This is a genomic window from Nitrosopumilus cobalaminigenes (assembly GCF_013407145.1).
GTDB classification, from domain to species: domain Archaea; phylum Thermoproteota; class Nitrososphaeria; order Nitrososphaerales; family Nitrosopumilaceae; genus Nitrosopumilus; species Nitrosopumilus cobalaminigenes.
Map to the genome: position 1 here is coordinate 607,130 of NZ_CP026993.1, position 21,399 is coordinate 628,528.

27 protein-coding genes are annotated in these 21,399 nt (G+C 32.4%); 16 read left to right on the plus strand and 11 right to left on the minus strand.

All coding sequences use genetic code 11. From position 1 onward, the window contains the following. Window positions 1–27: 27 nt before the first annotated feature. Window positions 28–420 carry a DUF6659 family protein gene (locus tag C5F47_RS03630; RefSeq protein ID WP_179361535.1) on the plus strand — a complete coding sequence of 131 codons (393 nt, stop codon included), beginning with the start codon at window positions 28–30 and terminating at the stop codon, window positions 418–420. Between the two features lie 37 nt (window positions 421–457). Next, window positions 458–868: a phosphoribosyltransferase gene (locus C5F47_RS03635; RefSeq protein WP_179361536.1), complete on the plus strand. Its 411-nt coding sequence runs from the start codon at window positions 458–460 to the stop codon at window positions 866–868. 7 nt (window positions 869–875) lie between these two features. Here the strand turns inward: C5F47_RS03635 and C5F47_RS03640 are convergent, their stop codons facing one another. Together C5F47_RS03640 and C5F47_RS03645 are read right to left on the minus strand one after the other, a co-directional pair. Beyond that, entirely contained in the window at window positions 876–1,787 is a 912-nt protein-coding gene (locus C5F47_RS03640) for a transcription initiation factor IIB (RefSeq protein WP_179361537.1), read from the minus strand. Between the two features lie 120 nt (window positions 1,788–1,907). Further along, the gene (locus C5F47_RS03645; RefSeq protein ID WP_179361538.1) at window positions 1,908–3,344 is read right to left on the minus strand and encodes a M57 family metalloprotease; all 1,437 of its coding nucleotides are present in this window, start codon (window positions 3,342–3,344) and stop codon (window positions 1,908–1,910) included. Between the two features lie 127 nt (window positions 3,345–3,471). On the opposite strand from C5F47_RS03645, the gene C5F47_RS03650 reads away from it, so the two are divergent. Continuing rightward, on the plus strand, window positions 3,472–3,813 hold the full coding sequence (locus C5F47_RS03650) for a hypothetical protein (protein ID WP_179361539.1): 342 nt from the start codon (window positions 3,472–3,474) through the stop codon (window positions 3,811–3,813). 2 nt (window positions 3,814–3,815) lie between these two features. Here C5F47_RS03650 and C5F47_RS03655 read toward each other — a convergent pair whose 3' ends face one another. Next, entirely contained in the window at window positions 3,816–4,823 is a 1,008-nt protein-coding gene (locus tag C5F47_RS03655; RefSeq protein ID WP_179361540.1) for a biotin--[acetyl-CoA-carboxylase] ligase, read from the minus strand. Between the two features lie 36 nt (window positions 4,824–4,859). Then, on the minus strand, window positions 4,860–5,366 hold the full coding sequence (locus C5F47_RS03660) for a winged helix-turn-helix transcriptional regulator (protein ID WP_179361541.1): 507 nt from the start codon (window positions 5,364–5,366) through the stop codon (window positions 4,860–4,862). Between the two features lie 87 nt (window positions 5,367–5,453). On the opposite strand from C5F47_RS03660, the gene C5F47_RS03665 reads away from it, so the two are divergent. Genes C5F47_RS03665 through ychF form a run of 3 tightly spaced genes read left to right on the plus strand, consistent with a single transcriptional unit; the run spans window position 5,454 to window position 7,475 of the window. Further along, window positions 5,454–5,867, plus strand: a complete 414-nt coding sequence (locus C5F47_RS03665; protein ID WP_179361542.1) for a CoA-binding protein — start codon at window positions 5,454–5,456, stop codon at window positions 5,865–5,867. Continuing rightward, the gene (locus tag C5F47_RS03670; RefSeq protein ID WP_179361543.1) at window positions 5,864–6,229 is read left to right on the plus strand and encodes a hypothetical protein; all 366 of its coding nucleotides are present in this window, start codon (window positions 5,864–5,866) and stop codon (window positions 6,227–6,229) included. Before C5F47_RS03665 ends, C5F47_RS03670 begins: the two co-directional genes overlap by 4 nt. Before the next feature lie 34 nt (window positions 6,230–6,263). After that, entirely contained in the window at window positions 6,264–7,475 is a 1,212-nt protein-coding gene (gene ychF, locus C5F47_RS03675) for a YchF-related putative GTPase (RefSeq protein WP_179361544.1), read from the plus strand. Window positions 7,476–7,653: 178 nt separating this feature from the next. Here ychF and C5F47_RS03680 read toward each other — a convergent pair whose 3' ends face one another. Next, the gene (locus C5F47_RS03680) at window positions 7,654–8,565 is read right to left on the minus strand and encodes a transcription initiation factor IIB (protein WP_179361545.1); all 912 of its coding nucleotides are present in this window, start codon (window positions 8,563–8,565) and stop codon (window positions 7,654–7,656) included. A gap of 150 nt (window positions 8,566–8,715) precedes the next feature. On the opposite strand from C5F47_RS03680, the gene C5F47_RS03685 reads away from it, so the two are divergent. Genes C5F47_RS03685 through C5F47_RS03695 form a run of 3 tightly spaced genes read left to right on the plus strand, consistent with a single transcriptional unit; the run spans window position 8,716 to window position 10,928 of the window. After that, complete coding sequence (locus tag C5F47_RS03685) at window positions 8,716–9,075, plus strand: hypothetical protein (protein WP_179361546.1); 360 nt, start codon at window positions 8,716–8,718, stop codon at window positions 9,073–9,075. Window positions 9,076–9,101: 26 nt separating this feature from the next. After that, window positions 9,102–9,527, plus strand: coding sequence for a hypothetical protein (locus C5F47_RS03690; RefSeq protein WP_246271184.1), 426 nt, complete (start codon window positions 9,102–9,104; stop codon window positions 9,525–9,527). A 54-nt stretch (window positions 9,528–9,581) separates the two neighbouring features. Then, a complete protein-coding gene (locus tag C5F47_RS03695) occupies window positions 9,582–10,928 on the plus strand; it encodes an FAD-dependent oxidoreductase (protein WP_179361548.1) in 1,347 nt (448 codons plus the stop codon). Here C5F47_RS03695 and C5F47_RS03700 read toward each other — a convergent pair whose 3' ends face one another. Together C5F47_RS03700 and C5F47_RS03705 are read right to left on the minus strand one after the other, a co-directional pair. Next, window positions 10,929–11,771 (minus strand): cobalamin B12-binding domain-containing protein, encoded by an 843-nt coding sequence (locus C5F47_RS03700; RefSeq protein ID WP_179361549.1) that lies wholly within the window; start codon window positions 11,769–11,771, stop codon window positions 10,929–10,931. A gap of 220 nt (window positions 11,772–11,991) precedes the next feature. Further along, window positions 11,992–12,927, minus strand: coding sequence for a cobalamin-binding protein (locus C5F47_RS03705; protein ID WP_179361550.1), 936 nt, complete (start codon window positions 12,925–12,927; stop codon window positions 11,992–11,994). 98 nt (window positions 12,928–13,025) lie between these two features. Here C5F47_RS03705 and C5F47_RS03710 point away from each other — a divergent pair, with 98 nt between their 5' ends. After that, entirely contained in the window at window positions 13,026–14,183 is a 1,158-nt protein-coding gene (locus C5F47_RS03710) for a hypothetical protein (RefSeq protein WP_179361551.1), read from the plus strand. On the opposite strand, the gene C5F47_RS03715 is transcribed toward C5F47_RS03710, so the two are convergent. Further along, the gene (locus C5F47_RS03715) at window positions 14,180–14,722 is read right to left on the minus strand and encodes a DUF1722 domain-containing protein (protein WP_179361552.1); all 543 of its coding nucleotides are present in this window, start codon (window positions 14,720–14,722) and stop codon (window positions 14,180–14,182) included. The genes C5F47_RS03710 and C5F47_RS03715 overlap by 4 nt on opposite strands. Window positions 14,723–14,865: 143 nt before the next feature. Between C5F47_RS03715 and C5F47_RS03720 the strand changes: the two genes are divergently transcribed. The 3 genes from C5F47_RS03720 to C5F47_RS03730 all read left to right on the plus strand — a co-directional run bounded on the left by C5F47_RS03720 (window position 14,866) and on the right by C5F47_RS03730 (window position 17,432). After that, a complete protein-coding gene (locus C5F47_RS03720) occupies window positions 14,866–15,768 on the plus strand; it encodes a peptidase (protein WP_179361553.1) in 903 nt (300 codons plus the stop codon). Between the two features lie 82 nt (window positions 15,769–15,850). After that, the gene (locus tag C5F47_RS03725) at window positions 15,851–16,606 is read left to right on the plus strand and encodes a DUF432 domain-containing protein (protein WP_179361554.1); all 756 of its coding nucleotides are present in this window, start codon (window positions 15,851–15,853) and stop codon (window positions 16,604–16,606) included. Between the two features lies 1 nt (window position 16,607). Further along, a complete protein-coding gene (locus tag C5F47_RS03730) occupies window positions 16,608–17,432 on the plus strand; it encodes a mechanosensitive ion channel family protein (RefSeq protein WP_179361555.1) in 825 nt (274 codons plus the stop codon). Here the strand turns inward: C5F47_RS03730 and C5F47_RS03735 are convergent, their stop codons facing one another. The 3 genes from C5F47_RS03735 to C5F47_RS03745 form a co-directional block, all read right to left on the minus strand. Then, a complete protein-coding gene (locus tag C5F47_RS03735) occupies window positions 17,433–17,714 on the minus strand; it encodes a hypothetical protein (RefSeq protein WP_179361556.1) in 282 nt (93 codons plus the stop codon). It abuts the gene before it with no gap. 129 nt (window positions 17,715–17,843) lie between these two features. Continuing rightward, on the minus strand, window positions 17,844–19,220 hold the full coding sequence (locus C5F47_RS03740; protein WP_179361557.1) for an NAD-dependent epimerase/dehydratase family protein: 1,377 nt from the start codon (window positions 19,218–19,220) through the stop codon (window positions 17,844–17,846). Continuing rightward, window positions 19,201–19,881, minus strand: coding sequence for a hypothetical protein (locus tag C5F47_RS03745; protein WP_246271185.1), 681 nt, complete (start codon window positions 19,879–19,881; stop codon window positions 19,201–19,203). The genes C5F47_RS03740 and C5F47_RS03745 overlap by 20 nt, the downstream gene beginning before the upstream one ends. Window positions 19,882–20,116: 235 nt before the next feature. On the opposite strand from C5F47_RS03745, the gene C5F47_RS03750 reads away from it, so the two are divergent. The 3 genes from C5F47_RS03750 to C5F47_RS03760 all read left to right on the plus strand — a co-directional run bounded on the left by C5F47_RS03750 (window position 20,117) and on the right by C5F47_RS03760 (window position 21,395). Further along, window positions 20,117–20,542, plus strand: a complete 426-nt coding sequence (locus C5F47_RS03750; RefSeq protein WP_179361771.1) for a pyridoxamine 5'-phosphate oxidase family protein — start codon at window positions 20,117–20,119, stop codon at window positions 20,540–20,542. 122 nt (window positions 20,543–20,664) lie between these two features. After that, a complete protein-coding gene (locus C5F47_RS03755) occupies window positions 20,665–20,997 on the plus strand; it encodes a pyrimidine dimer DNA glycosylase/endonuclease V (protein ID WP_179361558.1) in 333 nt (110 codons plus the stop codon). 80 nt (window positions 20,998–21,077) lie between these two features. Further along, window positions 21,078–21,395 carry a hypothetical protein gene (locus C5F47_RS03760; protein WP_179361559.1) on the plus strand — a complete coding sequence of 106 codons (318 nt, stop codon included), beginning with the start codon at window positions 21,078–21,080 and terminating at the stop codon, window positions 21,393–21,395. Window positions 21,396–21,399 lie beyond the last annotated feature (4 nt).

The following is a 21,399-nucleotide window of genomic DNA, read 5'->3' on the forward strand; positions in this document are numbered from 1 at the left end:
AAATAGTTCGATTACTAAATTAGACTAATGGATAACGTTGATGAGCTTGAAAAAATGTGTCAGACTATTATAGCATTAGACCCAAAAATGCGTTCAGCTAGGCTCATCAATAATAGAGGCCATCTTACCGCCGGTGGAATGAAAGATGGTTTGCTTTCTCTTGAAGCACAAAAACAAGATGAAATGATGTTCATGGAACTTGCATTACGTGTTAGAATGCGACATGAATTTGATGCAGAGTTTGGTGAAGTACATTTTTCAATGTCCTACAGAGACAAAGTCATCGTCATGAGTTTTCCTTTGAATAATGATGATGTGTTGCTGTTATCCTGTGAAAAGGACATCGATTTTGGGAAACTACCATTCAAAGTTCTAAAAATCATAGAACCTTTAAAAAAATCTCCCATGAAAACTTTCTAATCACAACAACTTAATTCTACTTTTCAGATTTCGAATTGTGGCTTTAGAACAATATGTTGAGTGGTCTGAAATTGACTCAATTATAGGAAGACTTTCAGATGTTATTTCAAACTCTTCCAGAAAATTTTCAAGTATTAGCACTTTGAGTAGAGGTGGATTAGTTCCCTCTCGTCTATTGGCAGATCATTTGGGAATTAAAAAAATACTTGTTGATGAGGAACGTATTTCTTACAATTCTTTATTTGTAGATGATATTTTTGATTCTGGTAAAACTTTTGAAAGAGTTATTTCTCAAGTTGATAATTCTTCAAAATTATTCTATATTACACTATTTGCTAGACGTGGAAAAACACATCCTTCACAATTAATCTATGGGAAAGAAACTGATAATGATGCGTATGTAGTATTCCCTTGGGATAAATTGGAATTTGAACGGTCTAAAAAATAATTAATCTTTAATCTTTTAGCATTTGTCTTAGCCCTGCACATCTATTTCTAATCGTTACTTCTGTAACTCCTGATGCGATGGAAATGTCTTTTTGTGATTTGACTTCCCCTGTACTAATACATGCAAGATACAATGCTGCTGCTGCAATTCCCATTGGATCTTTTCCTGCAACCATGCCGATGTCTTTGGCTTGATTTAAAATTGCAATTGCTTTTCTCTTACTTTTTTCACTGAGCTGTGCAATACTTGCAATTCTTGAAACTCCTTTAACTGGATCAACAACTGGCATTTTTAATTCCAATTCTCTGAAAATCAACCTATAACATCTGGCTACATCTTTTCTTCTAATGTTGATTCCTTTTGCGATATCATCTAAAGTTCTAGGTGTTTCTGTATTTCTACATGATGCATAGAGGCATGCTGCTACTAATCCTTGAATGGAGCGACCTCTAACTAATTTCTTCTCCATCGCTTTTCTGTAAATGTAAGCTGCTTTCTCAATTACTGCATCGGTTAGCGCAAGTTTGTCTTTTAATTTGTCCATTTCATTTAGAGCTTGTCTCAAGTTTCTATCTGCAGAAGAATGTGCTTGACTTCTACTGTCCCAAGTTCTTAATCTTTCAATTGAACTTTTGACACTTGCAGATAGTGGCTTTCCTGTTGCATCTTTATTTGCTGCACCAATGACTGTTGATAATCCCATGTCGTGCATTGTGAGGGATGTACCTGCCCCTGTTCTGGCTTTGTTTCCTTCATCATTTGAAAATGACCGCCATTCAGCACCTGTATCTGCAATTTTATCTGTTACAACTAATCCACATTTACTACAGAATAATTCTCCTGTGTTCTGATCTGTGACCATTTTTTTATCACCGCATGATGGGCATTTTGGCCCCGACATCATTGTATTTTTAAGCATAATACTTGTAATTGTGAAAATAGCTTATTATCCATTTTACCAAATATCTGCAGGTTAATTGTGTGTAGGTTGAGCTAACACTTGTTCTAGTTTTTTAGAATATGATCTGATATTTCAAATTTAACTTAGCAGACAATATGCGTATGATGGAGTAAATGATGGATACATGATATTGCTTTTTTCACTTACATGCTTTAATCCGATTGAATGGCCTAATTCATGAGTCATGATGGTTTCAACGCTGTTTACATCATATAATTGAAAACTTCCATCACAATTGTAATCTCCTAGTGTAACTTCTACTACTCCTTTACCAAGATGTGCGTGTCCTAAAACACCATCTCCTATGTTTCTAACTACCCATGTGACCCAAACATTTGCTTCATGTTTTAAATTTGTAATTTCAAATACTATTTTTGCACTTTGTCCATCTGTTGTTAATTCTTGTTTTTCCCAAAATTCAAAACTGTTTGCTAATGTACTAACATGATCTAATGGAAGTCCGGTTGGCTGGTCATTTATGAATACTTTGTAATTAATTATGTACATGCCATCTTGAATTTGATATGTTGGGTCTGGGAATTTTTCTGAAGCTTTTTGTACTTCTGCTTCGAAATTCCATTTTACATAATCTCTAAGGAATTTTTTTATGACATCTTGACTTGGATTTGGATATTCTATGTATCTTTTCTCCTTTGAAATATTATTTGAAACGTCTCTTAGATATTTTTCAAACAAATAAAATTCATGATCTAACTCTTCTTGAGATTTTTGTGGTTCATTTTCTATGGTGACAACGATTATTCCATTTTCAATTAAATATTGGATTCCTGAAACAAATGCATCATCATCAATTTGTTTATCTGACCACCAACCTGCATTGTTTTTTACCCATTCTGGAATTTCTTTACTTGATTGATTCAGCGTCTCTACGGGTGGAATTTTGATAATTTTGTTTTCAATAAGATACATCAAGGCAGAATTAAATTCAGAATCTTCAATACTCCCTTCTGACCACCATTTGGCAATTGGTCTGACCCATTCTGGAATTGATGTAATTTGTTTTTGCTCTGATTCTTTAGGTTTTTCAGTGGGGGTGTATGGATATTTTGAAATTACATTGTTGATGAATTCTTTGTAATTGTTAATCACTACGCTGTCTGGTTTTTCAATTGATGCTTTTTCAAAGTATGTGATTGATTCTTGATATTCCCCTAAATTTCCAAATCCGACTCCCATGCCCGTCAATGATATGACATCATCGGGTTTGTACTGTAAAACTTTGAAAAATTGTTTCAATGAACTGGTGTGTTGATCTAGATTGCTTTCGGCAATTCCTTTCATTTTTAGGGTTGAAATATTATTTGGAGCAATTTCTAAAATGTCGTCATAAATTGCAATTGCTTCTTTGTATTCTCCATTAACAAAATGGTCTTTAGCCATATTGAACATTATTTCAGGATCTTCACTTTGAGCAAATACTGATTCAGAAATAATTGGTAAACTAAATAAAATTGCAATTAAAAAATAAATAACTCTCATCTTGTATTTTTTCATATTTTTGATTTTGTTTATAGTTTATTTCCAATTTGTTCATACCTTGTGCTTGTTTTTTCATGAATGTGTGAAATCTTCAAAATTCTTTCGAAAATCTTTAATTCATTAATGATTACGTGTTTTAGTATTGGCAAATATTGGTGCAGGTGAAATCATTTATGATTTACGTAAAAAAATTCAAGAAATTCAAGTCAGTTTGAAAGAGTTGGGTGACCCTGTGGGAGATATGCCTGAAATGATTGAAACTGCTAATTTATTGCGCTCAAATGATTATCTCTCAAAGGCAAATGAGAAGAAAACTGAATTGTTAGATGCATATGAACAATATTCTTCTGCTCTAGAAGAACTATTGTTATCCGTATTTGATATTCAAAAAGATCTAAAAGAAATTCTTAAGGATCAGTCTTCACTAATTTCAGAATCTCCCAAAAAACGTTTAAAACCTAAAACTAAATCTAAGAAAAAATAATGTTACTTTGATAAATGTACAATATCGCCTGCAATGATTTTGTGGGTTTTATTGTTGTCTGATACTATTAATGCTCCATCTTCGTCTACTTTGACTGCTTTTCCTTTGATTTTCCCATCAACTGTGTTTAGTTCAACATTTTTTCCTATGGTTGATGATCTTTGAGTCCATTCTGAAATAATTTTTTTAGTTTGTTTAGCACTAAGAGATTTGTATATTTTTTCCAATTCTAACAAAAATGTTTGAACTAGTTGAATTGGTTTCACTTTTTGATTTTGTTCACTAAGTGATGCCACTCCATAAAAATTTGGAGTTCCTTTAAGTGATTTTTCTATTTGTTTAACATTCACATCAAAATTTATTCCAACTCCTAACACTAAATTCTCAATTTTGTTTGATTCTAATGATACGTCGACTAACATTCCTGCAAGTTTTTTACCTTTTATTGTCAAATCATTTGGCCATTTCAATTCTGGTTTAATCAAAAATGTTTTTTCAATTGCAAGTGACAATGCAAGTGCAGATGCAATAGGAAACAGCGTTGTTATAGAAATATCAAATTCTGGTTGTAGTATGATGGAAATCCAAATACCTCCCTTTGGTGAAACCCATTTTCTGCCAGATCTTCCTCGTCCTCCTGTTTGTCTTGCTGCAATAATTACTGCCCCTTCATTTGCAGGATCTTCTGCCATTTTTAGTGCCTGATTTTGAGTGGAATCTATTGAATCAAAATAATATGCTTGTTGTCCTATTTTCTTTGTTTTTAGATTTGAAGTAATTTCCCACGGTAGCAATAATTCTGAATTTGAAATTAGTTTGTATCCTAGTTTTTGTTTTGATTCTACAGTATATCCTAACTCTTGAATTTTTTTGATATGTTTCCACACTGCAACTCTGCTAATTCTTAAAACATCACTCAAATCTTGCCCTGATAGATATTCTGTATTGTGAGTTTGCAAAAATGTCAATACTTTGACTAACCCTGGATTATCAAAAGAATTGTAAATCAACTATGCTTTGTTTTTGTTTCAAGTATAAAATACAAACTAGAATCCGATATCAAAATCAAATCCGCCATCATCCATTCCTGCATCATCCATGCCTCCATCTCCTGTATCTGGCATATTTTCAGGGGCAACATAATCTGTCATTGCCATCCCCATCATACTGAACATCATTGAAAACATCATCATATCCATTATTCCAAAGAACATCATTGAAGGGATGAAAGATTTGTTGTTTTCCATTTCTTGTTTTAATTTCTCTTTATCGCCAGATTTGTACAAAACTGACATTTGTTCCCATTTTGTTTGTAATTCGTGTACTCTTTCATCTACTTCTCTCTCCCCTTTTTCTGTAGGTGTAATCTCCACTTTCATCCCAAACCATCCTTTCTTCTCTTTGGCTTGGATGAATCCTCTTTTTTCTAATTCTTCTAAAATCGAATTTAATTCCTCAGGTTCAATCTGAGTCATTTTTTGAATTTTATCAAATTTTTTAACTCCATGCTTTATTGCTCCTAACACGATTAGATCTTTTGGCTCTGTTTCCACATTTTTACATATTTGTAACTGGTAAAAAATTCTTTGTTTGTTGGATACGAATTCAAAAATTATATTCTGCATTTCTAGTTGTCTAATATGGAACAAGATCCTTCTTCCGATGAACGAATTCGTGAGATTTTATCCTTAAACAAAGTGGTGGTTATTGGAATGTCTAAAAATTCTTCAAAAGCTGCTCATTATGTGCCCAAATACCTTTCTGATAATGGCTATGACATAACTCCTGTCAATCCTACAACTGATGAGATTTTGGGAAAAAAATGCTACAGTTCAATTTCTGAAATAGATGGAGAAATTGACATTGTTGATGTCTTTAGACCCTCTGATCAGGTATTGCCTGTAATTCAAGAAGCAATAAAGAAAAAACCTAAAGTGATTTGGCTCCAAGAAGGCATTCATAATTCAGAAGCTGAAGATCTTGCAAAGAAGGCAGGAATCCAAGTTGTTTTCAATCGATGCATGTTAGCAGAACATCAGAGATTATCACAATGACTGATTTTGAAAATTTTTATCATGATTTGTTAGATTTTGTTAAAAAATATGAAAACCAAAACATTCCTTTGAAAGTAGAAAAAGATCTTGATAATGATATTGTAAAAATATTTGGTGAAAAAATTACTTCCTTAGCTAGGGCACAAAATGGTCTCAATGATGTAACTGAACTTGCATATACAACTGCAGAACACCATCCTTACTGGAATCTGATTTACAATTGCTCTGAAATAACAAACAGTGTATTGGACAAATGGAAATCATCTCTTTCAGATGAGGATATTTCTGATATTGAGTGGGCTATTCAAGAGTTAAACCAAACATTAGAAAAAATCAAAAAGAAAAAACCCTCTCCTTGCTAGGCAGAGATAAATATTCTTAACTGTTAACCCTTTCATGCCTATCAAGATTGGATTAATTGGTAAAACCAATACTGGTAAAACCACTTTCTTTAATTCAGCTACACTGTCATCTGAGGAAATTTCATCTTATCCTTTTACTACAAAATCTCCTGTATCTGGAATTGCACATGCAATTTCATTATGTGTTCATCCGGAATTCAAAATTCAAGACAATCCAAATAATTCTAAATGCCTTGATGGTTGGAGATACATTCCTATTGAATTAATTGACTTACCTGGATTGATAAAAGATGCCTGGAAGGGTAAGGGATTGGGGAATCAATTCCTGTCAATTGCTGCTCAATCTGATGCTTTGCTTCATGTAGTTGATGCTTCTGGAGGGATAGATTCATCAGGACAAATTACCGAATCTGGTACTGGTGATCCCATTTCTGATTTTGCAGATATAGAAGAGGAATTAATTATGTGGTATCATAAAATTTTAGAAGGAAATAGAGACAAAGTTTCTAAATTAATTAAAACTGGTTCGGATGTTTTAGATGCCATTACTGATCTTTATCGTGGCATTGGCGTAACTAAAACACATGTCAAAGAAACTTTTCATGCAACAAATCTCGAAGACAAAGACTTTGATGATTTTGATATGACAGATACAAAAAAATTTGCATCACATCTTAGAAAAATCTCAAAACCTACATTGATTGTTGCAAACAAAGTCGATGTTGAGGGTGCAGACAAAAATTTTGTTCGATTAAGAGAGCGATACAATGATTCTATAGTAATTCCTGTTAGTGGTGATAGTGAGTTTGTACTTCGTCGAGCTGAACAAAAAGGCTTGATAAAATATTCCCCTGGTTCTGAAACCTTTGAAATTCTAAAATCAGATGAACTTAATGAAAAACAAAACAATGCTCTGAATTTTATTAAAAAAGGCATTATGGGTGAATACATGAGAACTGGAGTTCAATTTGCAATTAATGTTGCAGTATTCAAATTACTCAAGATGAATTCAATTTATCCTGTGGCTGATGATAAAAATTTGGCAGATAAAAAAGGTAGAGTATTGCCAGATCTTATTTTACTACAAGATGGTGCCACAATTAGTGACCTTGCAAAAGAAATTCACTCCGATTTAACAAAAGGACTTCTATATGCAAAAGATTTGAGATATAATCTGAGATTGCCTACTGACTACCAACTACGAGATAGAGATGTAGTCTCTCTAGTCAGTGCAGCAAAAAAATAGTCACTCTCGTTTTTTACTTCTCGGCTTTGTTCTTAATACTGCCTTACAGCAAATACATCGTGTATCATCTACTTTCAAAAATATGCCGCAAAAAGTACATCTTTTTTGTCCAATTTCGTACCTAATTTTGTTTGGAACTGGTTCTGCCTTGTGCATTTGACAAATGCCTCTACATGTTCTACCCATTGATTTCACCCCCTACTTTTTCTTTGATTTCTTTGGAGCGGTCTCTGATTGTTACTGCACTAATTCCTGATGCTTTAGAAATTTTCAATTGAGTGATTTTTTCATGATTTATCACTGATGCTAAATTAATTGCAGCTGCTGCCATTGCCATTGGGTTTTTACTAGTTGAGACTTTTTTCTTTGATGCATGCCCTAGAATTTTAAATGCCAGTCTTTCTGTTTTCTCTGTTAGTCCAACTGCCTTTGAGACTCTTGTAACAAATTCATTTGGGTTATATGCATCTGGGTGCAAATCTAATTCATTTACTAGGAATCTGTAGATTCTTTGTAGGTTTTTCTTCTTAATGTTTCCTGCATTTGCAACGTCTTGTAATGTCCTTGGGGTATCTGTTAGTCTACATGTGATGTAAACTGTAGCACAAAGCATTGCATTTGTTGATCTCCCTGCAAGTATTTTTTTAGCAGCTATTTTTCTAAACAAGTATGCTGTCTCTTCCACAACAGATTCAGGCAAACCTAATTTTGAGCTAATCCCATCTAACAATGTAAATGCTTTTTGAAATGATTTAACGGAAATTGCAGAACGACTGTTTCTATCCCACATTCTTAAACGATAAAACATTCTTCGATTTTCATTTGATAGTGATTTACCTGTGGCGTCTTTATCTTGTGCTTGCATGATTGTTGATAGTCCTCTATCTGCCATCTTCAATGATGTCTTCATCCCTACTCTGGAATTACTTTGATATTCTTCTCCACTGAGTCCTGTTGTTTCTGAACTAATGTCGATTGACTTTTCATTTGAAACTGCTCCGCAGTTACTACATGCAATTTCTCCTGTATAACCATCTGTTATCATCAGATTTTTTTTACAGTCTTTTTGATGTACTAATTCTGCTATCATGACTAAACTGTGGTTTTAAATTATTTAAGGCGGAAAGATATTCTAATCTAGTGCTAATCTGAACTTAATTCATTATTATAAATAGAATTTTTAGCACTAGTCAATTTTTCAATCTTTTTTTAAATATAATATTTGAATAATATCATTCAAATGCCTCATATTGTAATCGATAAAAAAATCAATTTGTTTGATTTTGCAAGTAGTTTTGCTCCTATTTTTCAAAAATCCCCCCTAATCAAAATTTCAACAATTTATGTTGAAAAGAATGCCTTGACTGCTTTGTTACCTGTGGTTGTAATTGATGAAAATCATCAGGAGTTCTTTATACAAATTTCTACAACTTTGAAAAAATCTACTATTCGTTTGCTTCCTTTAACAGATCCGATAAAAACTGATACCGTAAAATCCACCTTGGCTTTAGTTTATTATCAAATAAAAAAATGGGATAAAGACATAACTGTTACGAAAACAAATCTATCTGAATATTTGAAGGCAGTTGTTGAAATATGAAATCATTTTATTTATGCAGACACAGTATGTTGGACCGGAATGATCTTTTTGAAATTAGTACTAATGTAGATAATTTTCATAATGTGATGCCAAATTATTTTAAATCTATGGATGTAATTGAGGATAATACTTCTGAAAAAATTGTTTTAGAAAAAATATCTTTTCTAGGAAAAACTCTTGATGTGAAAACAAAGCATATTGTTTTACCGCCAAATCTTCATGGGGTTTTTATCTTATCTGGCCCGCTGAGTGGTACTTCATTTATTGAAAATTATGAATCTGATGACATGGGCACAAAAATTATTATTCAAGTCAGTTTGCAAATTAATGGATTTTTAAAATTTGTTCCTTTAATTGAAAAACTTATTTCAAAAAAAATGAACAATGTTATGAATGAGTTTATCATTTCTGCAGAAAGTTTCTCTCAAAGACACTTATTTTATAAAAGTTAGCACTATTACGATATATTGGCACCTGTATAAATAATCCTTTTTAGAAAATTATTCATGTCTGAGCCTGTTGTAATCGTTGGAGCTGGGGTTGGAGGATTAACTACTTCTGCATTACTGTCTCAAAATGGCTATAAAGTAATGATTCTTGAAAAATCTGCACAGTTGGGTGGGAGAACTGCATCTATGGTATTCAGAAACCATGTTTTGGATAATGGGTTCCATATTATGCCTTTTTATAAAAAATCTGCAATTTTTGAAATTTTAAAAAAATTAAAAATTGATTCAAAATTGAAACTTGCAAAAGTTGATGACATTGCATTTTATTCTGATGATGGATTTCATGTGTATCCTAAAGGAATGTTAGATTTATTGAAGCTTTCATTATTGCCTCTAAAAAGTAGACTCAAACTTTTAAAGATTCTTCTTCCTTTGGCGTTTACCTCAATTTCTAAGAGTGAATCTTGGGATGATACTCCATTAACAAAAATCACAAAAAATTTAGATTCTGATACAAATGCTTTTTTTGAGGCAATTTGCATGTTAGCTTTTGCAGATACTGCAGATCACATTTCTTTAGGTGAATTTACTAGAACTATTATTCGAGCTAATCCTTTCAAAGGGGGAACTAGTGAATTTGCATATCCTGATAATGGTGGTTATGATTCAATTTGTAATGTCTTATCTGATTATATTTTAGAAAATAATGGGGAAATTCATACAAAACAATCTGTCAATAAAGTAATTGTTGAAAATTCAAAAGTGAAGGGTGTGTTTATAACAAATCCAAATGGTGAAGACACGTTTATCTCTACAAAATGTGTTGTTATTTCATATCCCGCATATTCTGCATTAAATCAACTTTTTGATAAAAACATCATCTCTTCAGATTTTATTAAAAAAATTAATCAATTGAATAAAACTACTTCTGTGGTAGAAGTTCATTTTGCATTAAAATCTAAAATTGATTCACGTCAAGTTGTTTTTCCTGTGGGCAAGCATTATACTACTAAAGGGATTTTTTTTATTTCAAATATTACCCCCTCTGTATCTCCAAAAGGGGAACATTTGATTATTGCAGGAACTCCTGTATTGCCTGAAGATACTGAAAATCCACTAAAAATTAAAGAAATTGTTACACGAATGAAACAAGAAATTTCTTCAATTTATTCTCAGTTTGAACCTTCATTAATTTGGGAACGTCCGATGGCATGGAAATTGGTAGAATCTGTAGTTAAAGAGCCTGGAAAAGTGTGGAAATCAAAAATGCCTCATCACATTCCTGGGATTGATGGTTTGTTCTTTGTAGGAGATTCTACAATTAGTTATGGGATAGGCACTGATTCAGCTGCCCACAGTTCAATCCTATGTTATCCTAAAATTGAATCTTTTTTGAAAAATTGATTATGCAGTTCTAATGATCTTTGGTAGTTCTTCTAAATTTGGGTCCGATACTATCTTAGCATCAAATTTTGGAATTTTTTCTGATTGCATTGCATAACCTCCAACTAAAATTGGAATGTTGCATTCATCTCTAATTTTTCTTACTAATCTTTGTCCTGCAGAAATATTATCTGGCAATGTAATTGAAACAAACACAATATCTGGATTATTATTTTCAATAAAATTCATTATTGATTCAGTTGGAAGTGATGTTCCCATATTGTATACTTTAAATCCTTTAATTGAAAGATATGTCTCTAACACATCACATCCTAAATGATGTTCTTCTCCTAGTGGTACGCATATCAAAATCTTTTTCTTATTTCCAGTACCTGATACTCTGTCCATAATTATTCTGACTAATGTTTGAGCGATATTGCTTGCAACATGTTCTGTTGCAATGCTGATTTTATTATTTGCCCAATGTTCTCCTATATCGTACATGACCGGTTTTAGGATTTTATCAAAGAAATCTGCAGCATTAAAAATTTTAACATATTCTTTGTATATTTTTACACACTCTTCAATATTACCTTCAGTTAATTTTTTGTATAATTGCTGTTTGGATTTTTTTGAAGCTTCTTCTCTTTTTTTAATATCTTTAGGATTAAAAGAAGCAAGAACTGACAACACTTTTGGATCACTTCTATATTCTATTGGAATATCGTCTTTTACAACATCAGACGCTTTGCCCAGATATTTTACAATTTCTTGCTTTGATGTGCTCTTTTTTGAATCCCAGACACTTTTGACTAGGTATAGATATTGATCAGATTTTACTTTTTTAGCTCTAATGTACACCATGTGATTATTTTTCCAAAATGAGTATATAACTAATGCTAACTATGATTTATAGTGCTAATTACTGAATCTCTTTTTTTAATTTATCCATCACATCATTTGTCATTTTTAGCAAATTATTGATGTGTGTGTCTCCTGCAAAGTTTCTTGTCATGCTATATTATTTCCAAAATTGGACATAACAGGTAGTATGTTATCCTGTATGACAGTCAAATTTTTGAGCCTATGAATACTCATTCCCAATGAGGGCAAATGCGTGTTTTGAAACTCTCAAATTGCCAAACTTTTCAGGCTGAATTATCTTTGCTAAGATTTCAACTCCTTCAACTGTTCTGATGCTTGGTTTACTAAAAAATGAGTTTGCGTCTACAGCAAAAACTTTGTTGTTTTTTACCGCGTTTAATGAATTCCAAGATTCATTATTTTTGAGAATTTCAAAATATTCTTTGATTGTTCTTTTTGTATCAAAACCACATGGCATCAAAATAATGATATCTGGATTTGATTCTATTATTTCCTTGATTTCTAATCGTCTTGAATGTTCACCTGTTTTACTAATCATGTTTTTACCTCCTGCAATTTCAACCATTTCTGGAACCCAATGACCTGCAGTAAAGAATGGTTCAATCCATTCTATTGCCAGCACTTTTGGTTTATCATTTGTATTATTTTGTCTGATGCGTGAGATTCTTTTTTCTAGTGATTCTGTGATGTTTTTTGCTTTTTGATTGCATTCTAGAATTTCCCCTATTTTCATTACTGATTCTATGATCTCTTTCATGTTGTGGGGATCCATTGAATGAATAATTGGTTTTGTTTCCAAAATTTTTACTGCTTTATTGACTTGGTTGGTATATGCAGCACAAACTTCACACGTTTCTTGTGAAATTATCAAATCTGGATTGGCTTTTTTCAAATTTTCTTCGTCTAAAATAAAAACATCTTTACCTTCACTTAGTAATTTACAAGTTGTAGTGTCAATTTCTTTACTAGTTAATTTTTCAGAATCAACAACCGTGTTGATAACTTTGGGTTTTAAACATGCATCTTGTGGATATTTACATTCATGTGTTACTCCAAACAGTTTATCTTGTAACTCTAATTCATATATCAATTCAGTGGCGCTAGGCAAAAATGAAACAATTCTATTTACTGTCATGATTTATTTTGGAATTGATCCTTTAAACACCATACGTTAACTAACCATCAATTTTTCTTATACGGCAAGTTAATAGGCACATTTCAGGCACAAAAATCATGTCTTCTGATTCTCAAACCATTCGAAAAGCAATTTTGTCAAAGTGGCATGAGTCTCTTTCCAAACATGGTAATTTGTTTTCATCAGATTCTATTAGTGGTTCTAGTCCTCCATCAGTTTTTGTTGGCTCTTATGATTATCCCAAAGTCTTTGTTGGTCCTATGGTTCCCCCAATACATGGAGATACTAGTCTTCTTGATAGTCCTGAAAAATGGAAAGGAAAATCTTTAGAAGATATTGTAAACTTTAGACTAAATTTAGTTAGAGGCATTCAAAAAATCCCTATTGATCAAACTGGAGGCCGATATATTGAAAACCTTCAAGAAGTTGCAATGTCATCAAAACCCATTGACTCTGATTTAATTTTTCAAAAATCAACTGGTCCAAACATTGCACTAGATGGTGAAAGTGCACCTTTTGGTCCTATTGGAGAAATCAAATCTGCAAAATTCACTGGAACTACCTCTGTAAAGTCTATCGAAAAAACATACTATGATAAAGATTTGAAAGCACAAGATGCTGTTTTGAATTTATATAATTCTGGAATTGAAATTTCAAAAATTCAAAAATGTTTCAGTATTGGAATGTTGGGACAAAAAAGAAAATTGGTTCCTACTAAATGGAGTATAATTGCAACTGATGATATAATTTGCAAATCCCTTATTGATGATATACTTGATTATAGTTTAATTGATTCCCACAAAGTTTTTTCATATGAACATTTAGGAAATATTTTCACTATTGTACTATTTCCACACAGGTGGGTTTATGAAATGATTGAAGCTTGGTATTCTAACGGTGTATTGGGATTTGGGTCTGATTATGAGGATGCTCGTGGAATTGATCATCCTCCAGCAATTGCTGGTGCCTATTTTGCAGCAAAATTGGGTGTTTTAGAATATTTGAAAAAGAATAAGATTCAAGCAGGAGTTGTTATTTTCCGAGAAATTCGTCCAGAATATGCTATACCTGTTGGTGTCTGGCAAGTTAGAGAGGGGATTCGTGAGGCAATGAATCAAAACTGTCTAGTTGCTGATAATTTTGAACATGCTTTATCTTTAGCATCAAATAAAATGAGTATCAGTAAATCTGAATGGCTCTCTCATGGAAATATTGTTGAATTGATAAGACAGAAAACTATCTCTGATTTTTTTTAATATAACTTCTTTGATAACAGTTTAAACAAATTTCCTGGATGTGGGTTTGAATACAATAGAAAATAAGTTTGGCTTGCAAGATATGTGTCATTAAATCGATAAATTATTGGTTCAATCTCTGCCAAAATTTCGCCCACCGAAATTCTCTTGTTTTTAAATTTATCAAGTAAATCAAAAAATTTTTCTTTTTCTTGTTGATTGAAATTATTTGAGAAATGTCCAAAAATATGCAATATGACATTACTATGTTTTTTTATTGTGGGTTCACTTTCTAAAGATTTTTTCAGATGCATCTCGTATTCTGTGAGAATTTTATTGAAATCTACTTTTTTATTACTTGCAACTAAGTTGCCCAATATTTTTAATTCCTCCTGATTATGTGCCATGATCATGTATTTGTTGATGGCCTGAAACGAAACTAAATTATTTATTTTCTTATTTTTTTTAACATCTTCAAATCGTTCAATCACATAATCTATGACATCTTTTTCAGTAATTGTTTGAGTTTCTATGCTGAATATATCTTGTTTCTCACTCACTTTTCAAGTTCTTTTCAATTTACATATAAGCAAAATCTTGTTTTAGACTGATTACCACTAGCTTTTTCATCTAATTCTGGTAAAATTACCACTAGTCTATCATTTAGCACCAGCTTAAATATAATGAGTGAAAAAAATCATCAATGAAAACCGCAATAACTACAATTGCAGCAATTCTGATAATTGCCTCTACCGTTTCTACTGCTTATGCAGAAGTTCCTGGTTGGGTAAAAAACAATGCAGGTTGGTGGGCTGATGGAACCATTTCCGAATCTGAATTCCTAACTGGAATCTCATTTTTGATAGAAGATGGAATAATAGAAGTACCTCCAACATCTGTATCTTCAGAAACTTCTGAGGGTGTACCAGCTTGGGTAAAAAACAATGCAGGTTGGTGGGCTGATGGAACCATTTCTGATACTGAATTTGTAAATGGGATTCAACACTTGATAAAATCTGGATTCATTTCCATTTCTCTTACTTCTGAATCAATACCAATGGAATCAACTGTTACAGACAACAGTGATTCAGAATTAACATCTCTTCAAAGTGAATTGGAAGCATGTTCAGAAATCAAAGTCGGATACAAAAGACTAGATTGTGAAAAACCCCTCAAAAAGGCAATAGCTCTGTATGAATACAAATCTAATGCAGAAACATTCACAATTGGACCAATCAACTATTATTGGTATGGAATAGGTTCTGAAGGAAATGAATTTGAAGTTCGTCCATCAGGACAACCTATTTTGAGCATCCGAATGTTGGCTGAAAATACTAGCTCAGAAATAACTGCATTACATTGTACAAGTCCTTCAATATGTGCTTATGATGTTTGGGATGGCTCAAAGGCCTACAAATATTCTGGAATGGACTTTACAAGTGGGGAAATAGTACTTAATCCAGGTGATTCAAGAGAATTCAATATTCTATTTGGACCTAATATTGGATATGGTGGAACTGAGTTTGAATATGATCCTTCAAAATCATACATATTCCGAATCAATGAGCCTTATGGAAGTATGAACATCCCTCTAGATTTGGAGTAATACTCCTTTCTTTTTTATTATAATTAATGGTGTTAATTGTAAAAACGATAGAATAAATCCAAGGTTGTTATAAATTGAAAATATGAGTGAATCTGGAATGGACTCTGCCTTTTCAAATTATGGCGTTTATTCTATTGATGATCAAATGGATTTTACTTTTCCAAATATTACTGTAAAAATCAAGAAAATAGGAAAAAATGTTTTTTCCTATACTAGGAAGGACTCTGAAGATAATCTCTTAGAAAAAATAATCCCGACATCTTCTTCTGAGATAACTCTTGAAATTGCTCCTATTCGATCCTTGAATTACCCTGCACGTCGTTCTGAGTATATGTATCTGGAGCTTGAATCTCCTATTTTCCTATCAAAAGATTCATCAGCCGTAGTTTTAGTAAATTGTCCTATTGAAATTGGTGTTTTTTTGATTCATGGTGAAAGTAAAGAATCTCTGGATTGGTTTACTTGTGACCCTTTAAACTCTAGATTTTGTCTTTATGGTACTCCTGAATCTGGAACCCTCTGTAAATATGCCCTTTCAAATATCGTTGAATCATATGATGACTCTATCCCTTTTTTCAATGCAGTGATGGAAATTAATTTTAAAAATGATCTAAACAAAGGATTGACAATATCCAAAATTGTTTTTCCCATTTCCGAAAATTCAATATATTATAAAGATTCTAAAGCAATAGTTGATTCTTTGTCTGCGGTATTAAAGAAAAAACTCACTTTGGAAATACTGGATGTTGATCCAATTCCTATTCAAACCGAATGGACAAAATCTCCAACTTATGAAAGAATTGAACATGTTAAACGAATAGACATGGGAGTTGATTAGGTTGGTTTTTGAATTTTTACAATCTCTTGCTGATGTTGAACTTACTGAAGGATTCACTCTTCTTTCATTATTTTTAGGTGGAATAATTATGAGTGTTGGAATTATTGTTGCACGAACTGTGAGACTTATTTTTTCAAAATACTATGCCCCTAAATTACCTCAAGACTCTGCGAAAAACTTTGGAAAATTAATTTATTTTGGGATTATTATCTTATCGTTCCTAGTTTTTACTTCCACAACAAATGTTGATTTCTCTGGATTGCTTGTTGCAGGAGGCATATTTGGTATTGTTATTGGTTTTGCAACTCAATCTGTAGTATCTAATTTAATTTCTGGAATTTTCTTGATGATAGAAAAACCTGTAAAACAGGGTGACAAAATAGAAATTCCAAGTTCTGGGGTGGTTGGAACTTTATTAGATATCAGCACTTTTTCTGTTCGTGTAAGGAAATTTGATGGAACTATTATTAGAATTCCTAATGAATCCTTTTTCACTTCTAACATTCGTTCATTAAGTTCTACTCCTGTTAGGCGGTCTGAAGCAATAATTGGAATTGCTTACAAAGAAGATATTGAAGGTGCAGTATCGGTGCTTGAAAAATCTATTCGCCGCTCATTACCTTTTGTTTTGACTCTGCCAAAACCTGAATTTAGGATAAAGGAGTTGGCTGATTCTAGTGTAAATATTGAAATTTTGGTATGGCATCCTAGAGATGATTGGGATGCAGTAGGTCCTCATTTACTTAAAGTTGCCAAAAATGCTCTTGACGCAGCTGGAATTGAAATTCCATTCCCTCAACGTGTTATTTGGAAAGCAAAAGAGTAACTATGCAGTTTGCTTGATTTGATTTTTTTGTGCTCTTTTCTTTTTGATTAAACTAAACATTATCATTCCAACATTGATGATTGAAATGATTTCAATAAGATCTACTCCATACAAGAACCAATCAATTACTGGGTGAACTCTCGACACAATTCCTGCTTCCAACATAATGTCTGCATTCCACACCATATGTGGAATTTGAATGAATTGTATAATTGCAATTAATATTACACTGCCTAGAATTTTACTCTCATACCAATTCCAAAATTTATTCCATGCGTTCATGCACTGTATTGTTTTTTTATTCTATTAAACACAATGAAAATTAGATACTCCTAATTAGACTGTCCTAATTTTTTTACGCTTGAAAATTATTAGTTTACACTAATTAGTTTGTACTAATTTTTAATTTTCTCAAATTTCTTTTCCTTTATACTGATAATCAATTATTTTGTGGAATGTGTTATGAGATCCAATTACAGCTAGAATTGATATTGCTGCCCAAATAAAATTCCTAATTGTAACCAACTCATTTGGTTTTTCAATAATCAACGAGGTATCAAATAAAATATAAAAATTATCAAATAGCCAAAATGCTAATGTTGCCCATGATATTAGTCCTGCAATAAGAAATCCTAATCTAGTTTTATTTTTGACAAAAATTATTGCAGCAAAAATCGCAATGTACCAAAACACTCCTGCAATTATCCAAGCTGGCTGAAAAATTTCTACTCTGTCATCAAGCCAATAATATGTAGTGCCAACTAATACCATTGCAATCAATGATCCAAGTAATAATTTTTGATTAATTTTGAATCCTGTGTGTTCTTCTCTTGTAGGAGAACTTGGTGGATTTTCCCTCATCTCTATTGTTGCAATATTGATTGCATCTAGAACTGATTTGAGCTTTAAAGGAATTATTTTTGTAATTGAATTATCTGAAACTATCGTATCGTGAACCAAACTGTCTATGAGTGGTCTTGCCAATGATGCCTTTACAGGTGTGACTAAATCAACCCAATACGAAGAAAGACGTGTAGTCAGAAATGGAATATGTATGATGTAGAGATTTTTTTTCAGATATTTTGAGTATATTCGCATGAGTTGTTCGTAAGTCATCTTCTGACTGCCCCCGATTTCATAGATTTCCCCAATAGTTTCCGAATGCTCTAAACAACCTGCAAGATATTCAATCACATCATCTACTGCTATGGGTTGTGCAAGTGAATTTACCCAAGAAGGACATACCATGACTGGTAGCCTTTCTACCAAATATCTTAACATGGCATAAGAGCCCCCTTGAGCTCCGATAATTATTGATGCGCGAAGTTCAGTAACTGGAATATTCCCTGATGCCAGAATCTCTCCAACTTCTTTTCTACTTTTCATATGGGGGGATAAATCTAGACTGTCATCAACTAATCCTCCAAGATAGATTATTCTTTTCACTCCTGTCTTTGTTGCTGCTTGCAGAAAATTTTGAGCTTGAATTTTCTCTCGTGATGCAAACTTTTTCCACTCTTCTTTTCTCCCCTCCATTGAGTGAAGCAAATAATATGCTGTTTCAATTCCTTTTAGTGATTCTTCAAGCTGATTTTGATCAAAAACATCTGCTTGAACATATTTTACATTTTCAGTATCCGAAATATTTCTTCTTGACATTCCTTTGACTTTATACCCTTTCTTTGAAAGATGGGAAATCAATCTAGAACCAATAAAGCCTGTAGCTCCTGTTACGAGAATATTGTATGGTGCATTTTCCATGTTGTTCTTACTTGATTGTTGAGACATTTCCATTTATCCTTTTAATTTTATGTTTCCTGATAATGTACAATGTTGGAATTCCAATAATCACAACTAGTACCGTAAAGAAAATTACAATTGCTGAGTAATCCTTTACAAATAATTTTGTATCGAACCATGCTTTTGGTAAAATTGTAAAAAAGTCTCCTCCTGAAAAGTCCTCGATGGTGCCGATTGCAAAAGAATATTTTCCTATTTGATTTTTCTCATCCATTACAACAATGTAATATGTACCATCAGTTGGAATTTCCGATGTTATTTCCTGTCTTTCCCAATATGTTACCTGTCCAAATGGCTCGTAAAATTCTATTCCTGGAAAGTTTCCTTCATATGGAAATTTCTCTGAATTATACTGTCCATTGATTTCATTAACTAGAATCATGGTTGGAGAATACTCTTCTAGTCCTGAAATTTTTGGAATTACTATACTGGCATAAAGAGAATCTCCTTTTTTTGCCTCAAATGTGTAGTATTTTGCCTCATTTACGCCTAGATTTTCATAAACTGCCCATGAGATCTTATGATCAGGAATTCTTAGTGCCGAATCAAAATCCCTATGGGTATCATCATGAGAAATGAGTTTGTGACCATAGGCTGATTGCATTGATAACATTCCTATCAAAAATATCACTAGTAGAATTTTTTTCAACTTGAGTATTTACTTTGTTTAGAATATTTAACTAGTGATAATTATAAAAACTAGTGCTAAATTGGCACTAGGATTAGTTTTTTCTTCTAGTTAAATACAAAAAATGACTGAAAAAAATAATGGGTAAAGTTATTTTACGTTGTACCTCTTGCGGTTCTGAATACTATGATTGGACTTGTGATTATTGTTACACTCAATCTATTATTACTAAAATGGAGACTTGAATTTGCAAAAAATGAATAATCCAACAATTGGGAATAACATTTCTAATAAAAAAATACCTGTTAGAATAGCTTTCATCAAGCCTGACGGCACTCCCAATATAATTTCTCTATGGTATGAACAAATAGATGGAAAAATTTTTTGTGCAACACAAAAATCGGCTAAAATTGTTTCATATTTACAAAACAATCCTAAATGTGGATTTGAAATAGCAACTGATACACCTCCATACATGGGCACAAGAGGAACTGGTACTGCAAAAATCATTAATGATGATGGAGAAAAAATTCTTACAATACTAATGAACAAATATCTTGGAGACAAAAAATCTATCCTTTCTGAATTTTTAAAAAATAACTCAAAATCTGAAATTGCAATAGAGATAACTCCTAGCAAAATTTTCAATTATGATTATTCTCAAAGAATGAAGGATGTTTAAAATAATGAAAGATAACTTATGCCCTACATGTGGTTCTACAAATTTTAAAAATGTAGAAATTTCAAGAACCATGAATAACAAGTTCAAGTGTAGTAATTGCAAAAAATTTTGGTTTATCTAAAATGAGAATTTGGGATATTTCTCCTGCATTGCTTTGCAGAAATCATTTACTTGGAGAGCATCGAGAACTTCATGCGATGTGGACAGTGATCACTGAAAATAAAAAAGGATATTCTAAGCATCCTGAAACCTTAAGGTGGATTGGAAAGCTAAAAGCCATGTATTTTAGGCACGAAAAGTTGGTTTCAGAAATGAAATCTAGAGGTTATAATCACCAAAGCCCTCTAGACAAAAGAAAAGCCGTTGGGGGTGGAATTCAAGATATTTTTATTGATACTCCCATGAATCAAATACGTATTTTAAAAAACAAAAAATGTGATTGTAAATTATCTTAAAAATTCTTTTAAAAGTTAGCACCAGTGAAAAAGTTGCCCCTAGGTTATATTCTATAAAGTGCAAATAGTGTTGAGGAGAAATGCAACAACAAACAACAAACCAAAAAACTCCACAGTTAAAGTTCATAGCAATTTTAGCTGTTGCAATTTCAGTAACATTGGTGTTTACAATTACTCCTTGGAATATTGTTCCTACTTCTGTTACTGAAGATGTGACAGTCATTGCTGTAACGAATTATGGCTGTGTTGGAGAATCCGCTATTGGACGCTCCGTCGTAGTTCCAAATTGCAGTGCTGCAGTTGGCGATTCTGTATCTGCAACATTTAACATTCCTGCAATGGAAATAAACGGATACTATGACAGAATTGGGGATAAATTAGAAATGATTAATCCTTAATCTT

Bases quoted from the DNA above. Each gene is read 5' to 3' on its own strand.
- C5F47_RS03630 (WP_179361535.1), top strand. From the start codon at position 28: ATGGATAACGTTGATGAGCTTGAAAAAATGTGTCAGACTATTATAGCA.
- C5F47_RS03640 (WP_179361537.1), bottom strand. From the start codon at position 1,787: ATGCTTAAAAATACAATGATGTCGGGGCCAAAATGCCCATCATGCGGT.
- C5F47_RS03645 (WP_179361538.1), bottom strand. From the start codon at position 3,344: ATGAAAAAATACAAGATGAGAGTTATTTATTTTTTAATTGCAATTTTA.
- C5F47_RS03665 (WP_179361542.1), top strand. From the start codon at position 5,454: ATGGAACAAGATCCTTCTTCCGATGAACGAATTCGTGAGATTTTATCC.
- C5F47_RS03670 (WP_179361543.1), top strand. From the start codon at position 5,864: ATGACTGATTTTGAAAATTTTTATCATGATTTGTTAGATTTTGTTAAA.
- ychF (WP_179361544.1), top strand. From the start codon at position 6,264: ATGCCTATCAAGATTGGATTAATTGGTAAAACCAATACTGGTAAAACC.
- C5F47_RS03680 (WP_179361545.1), bottom strand. From the start codon at position 8,565: ATGATAGCAGAATTAGTACATCAAAAAGACTGTAAAAAAAATCTGATG.
- C5F47_RS03685 (WP_179361546.1), top strand. From the start codon at position 8,716: ATGCCTCATATTGTAATCGATAAAAAAATCAATTTGTTTGATTTTGCA.
- C5F47_RS03690 (WP_246271184.1), top strand. From the start codon at position 9,102: ATGTTGGACCGGAATGATCTTTTTGAAATTAGTACTAATGTAGATAAT.
- C5F47_RS03695 (WP_179361548.1), top strand. From the start codon at position 9,582: ATGTCTGAGCCTGTTGTAATCGTTGGAGCTGGGGTTGGAGGATTAACT.
- C5F47_RS03700 (WP_179361549.1), bottom strand. From the start codon at position 11,771: ATGGTGTACATTAGAGCTAAAAAAGTAAAATCTGATCAATATCTATAC.
- C5F47_RS03705 (WP_179361550.1), bottom strand. From the start codon at position 12,927: ATGACAGTAAATAGAATTGTTTCATTTTTGCCTAGCGCCACTGAATTG.
- C5F47_RS03710 (WP_179361551.1), top strand. From the start codon at position 13,026: ATGTCTTCTGATTCTCAAACCATTCGAAAAGCAATTTTGTCAAAGTGG.
- C5F47_RS03720 (WP_179361553.1), top strand. From the start codon at position 14,866: ATGAAAACCGCAATAACTACAATTGCAGCAATTCTGATAATTGCCTCT.
- C5F47_RS03725 (WP_179361554.1), top strand. From the start codon at position 15,851: ATGAGTGAATCTGGAATGGACTCTGCCTTTTCAAATTATGGCGTTTAT.
- C5F47_RS03735 (WP_179361556.1), bottom strand. From the start codon at position 17,714: ATGAACGCATGGAATAAATTTTGGAATTGGTATGAGAGTAAAATTCTA.
- C5F47_RS03740 (WP_179361557.1), bottom strand. From the start codon at position 19,220: ATGTCTCAACAATCAAGTAAGAACAACATGGAAAATGCACCATACAAT.
- C5F47_RS03750 (WP_179361771.1), top strand. From the start codon at position 20,117: ATGAATAATCCAACAATTGGGAATAACATTTCTAATAAAAAAATACCT.
- C5F47_RS03755 (WP_179361558.1), top strand. From the start codon at position 20,665: ATGAGAATTTGGGATATTTCTCCTGCATTGCTTTGCAGAAATCATTTA.
- C5F47_RS03760 (WP_179361559.1), top strand. From the start codon at position 21,078: ATGCAACAACAAACAACAAACCAAAAAACTCCACAGTTAAAGTTCATA.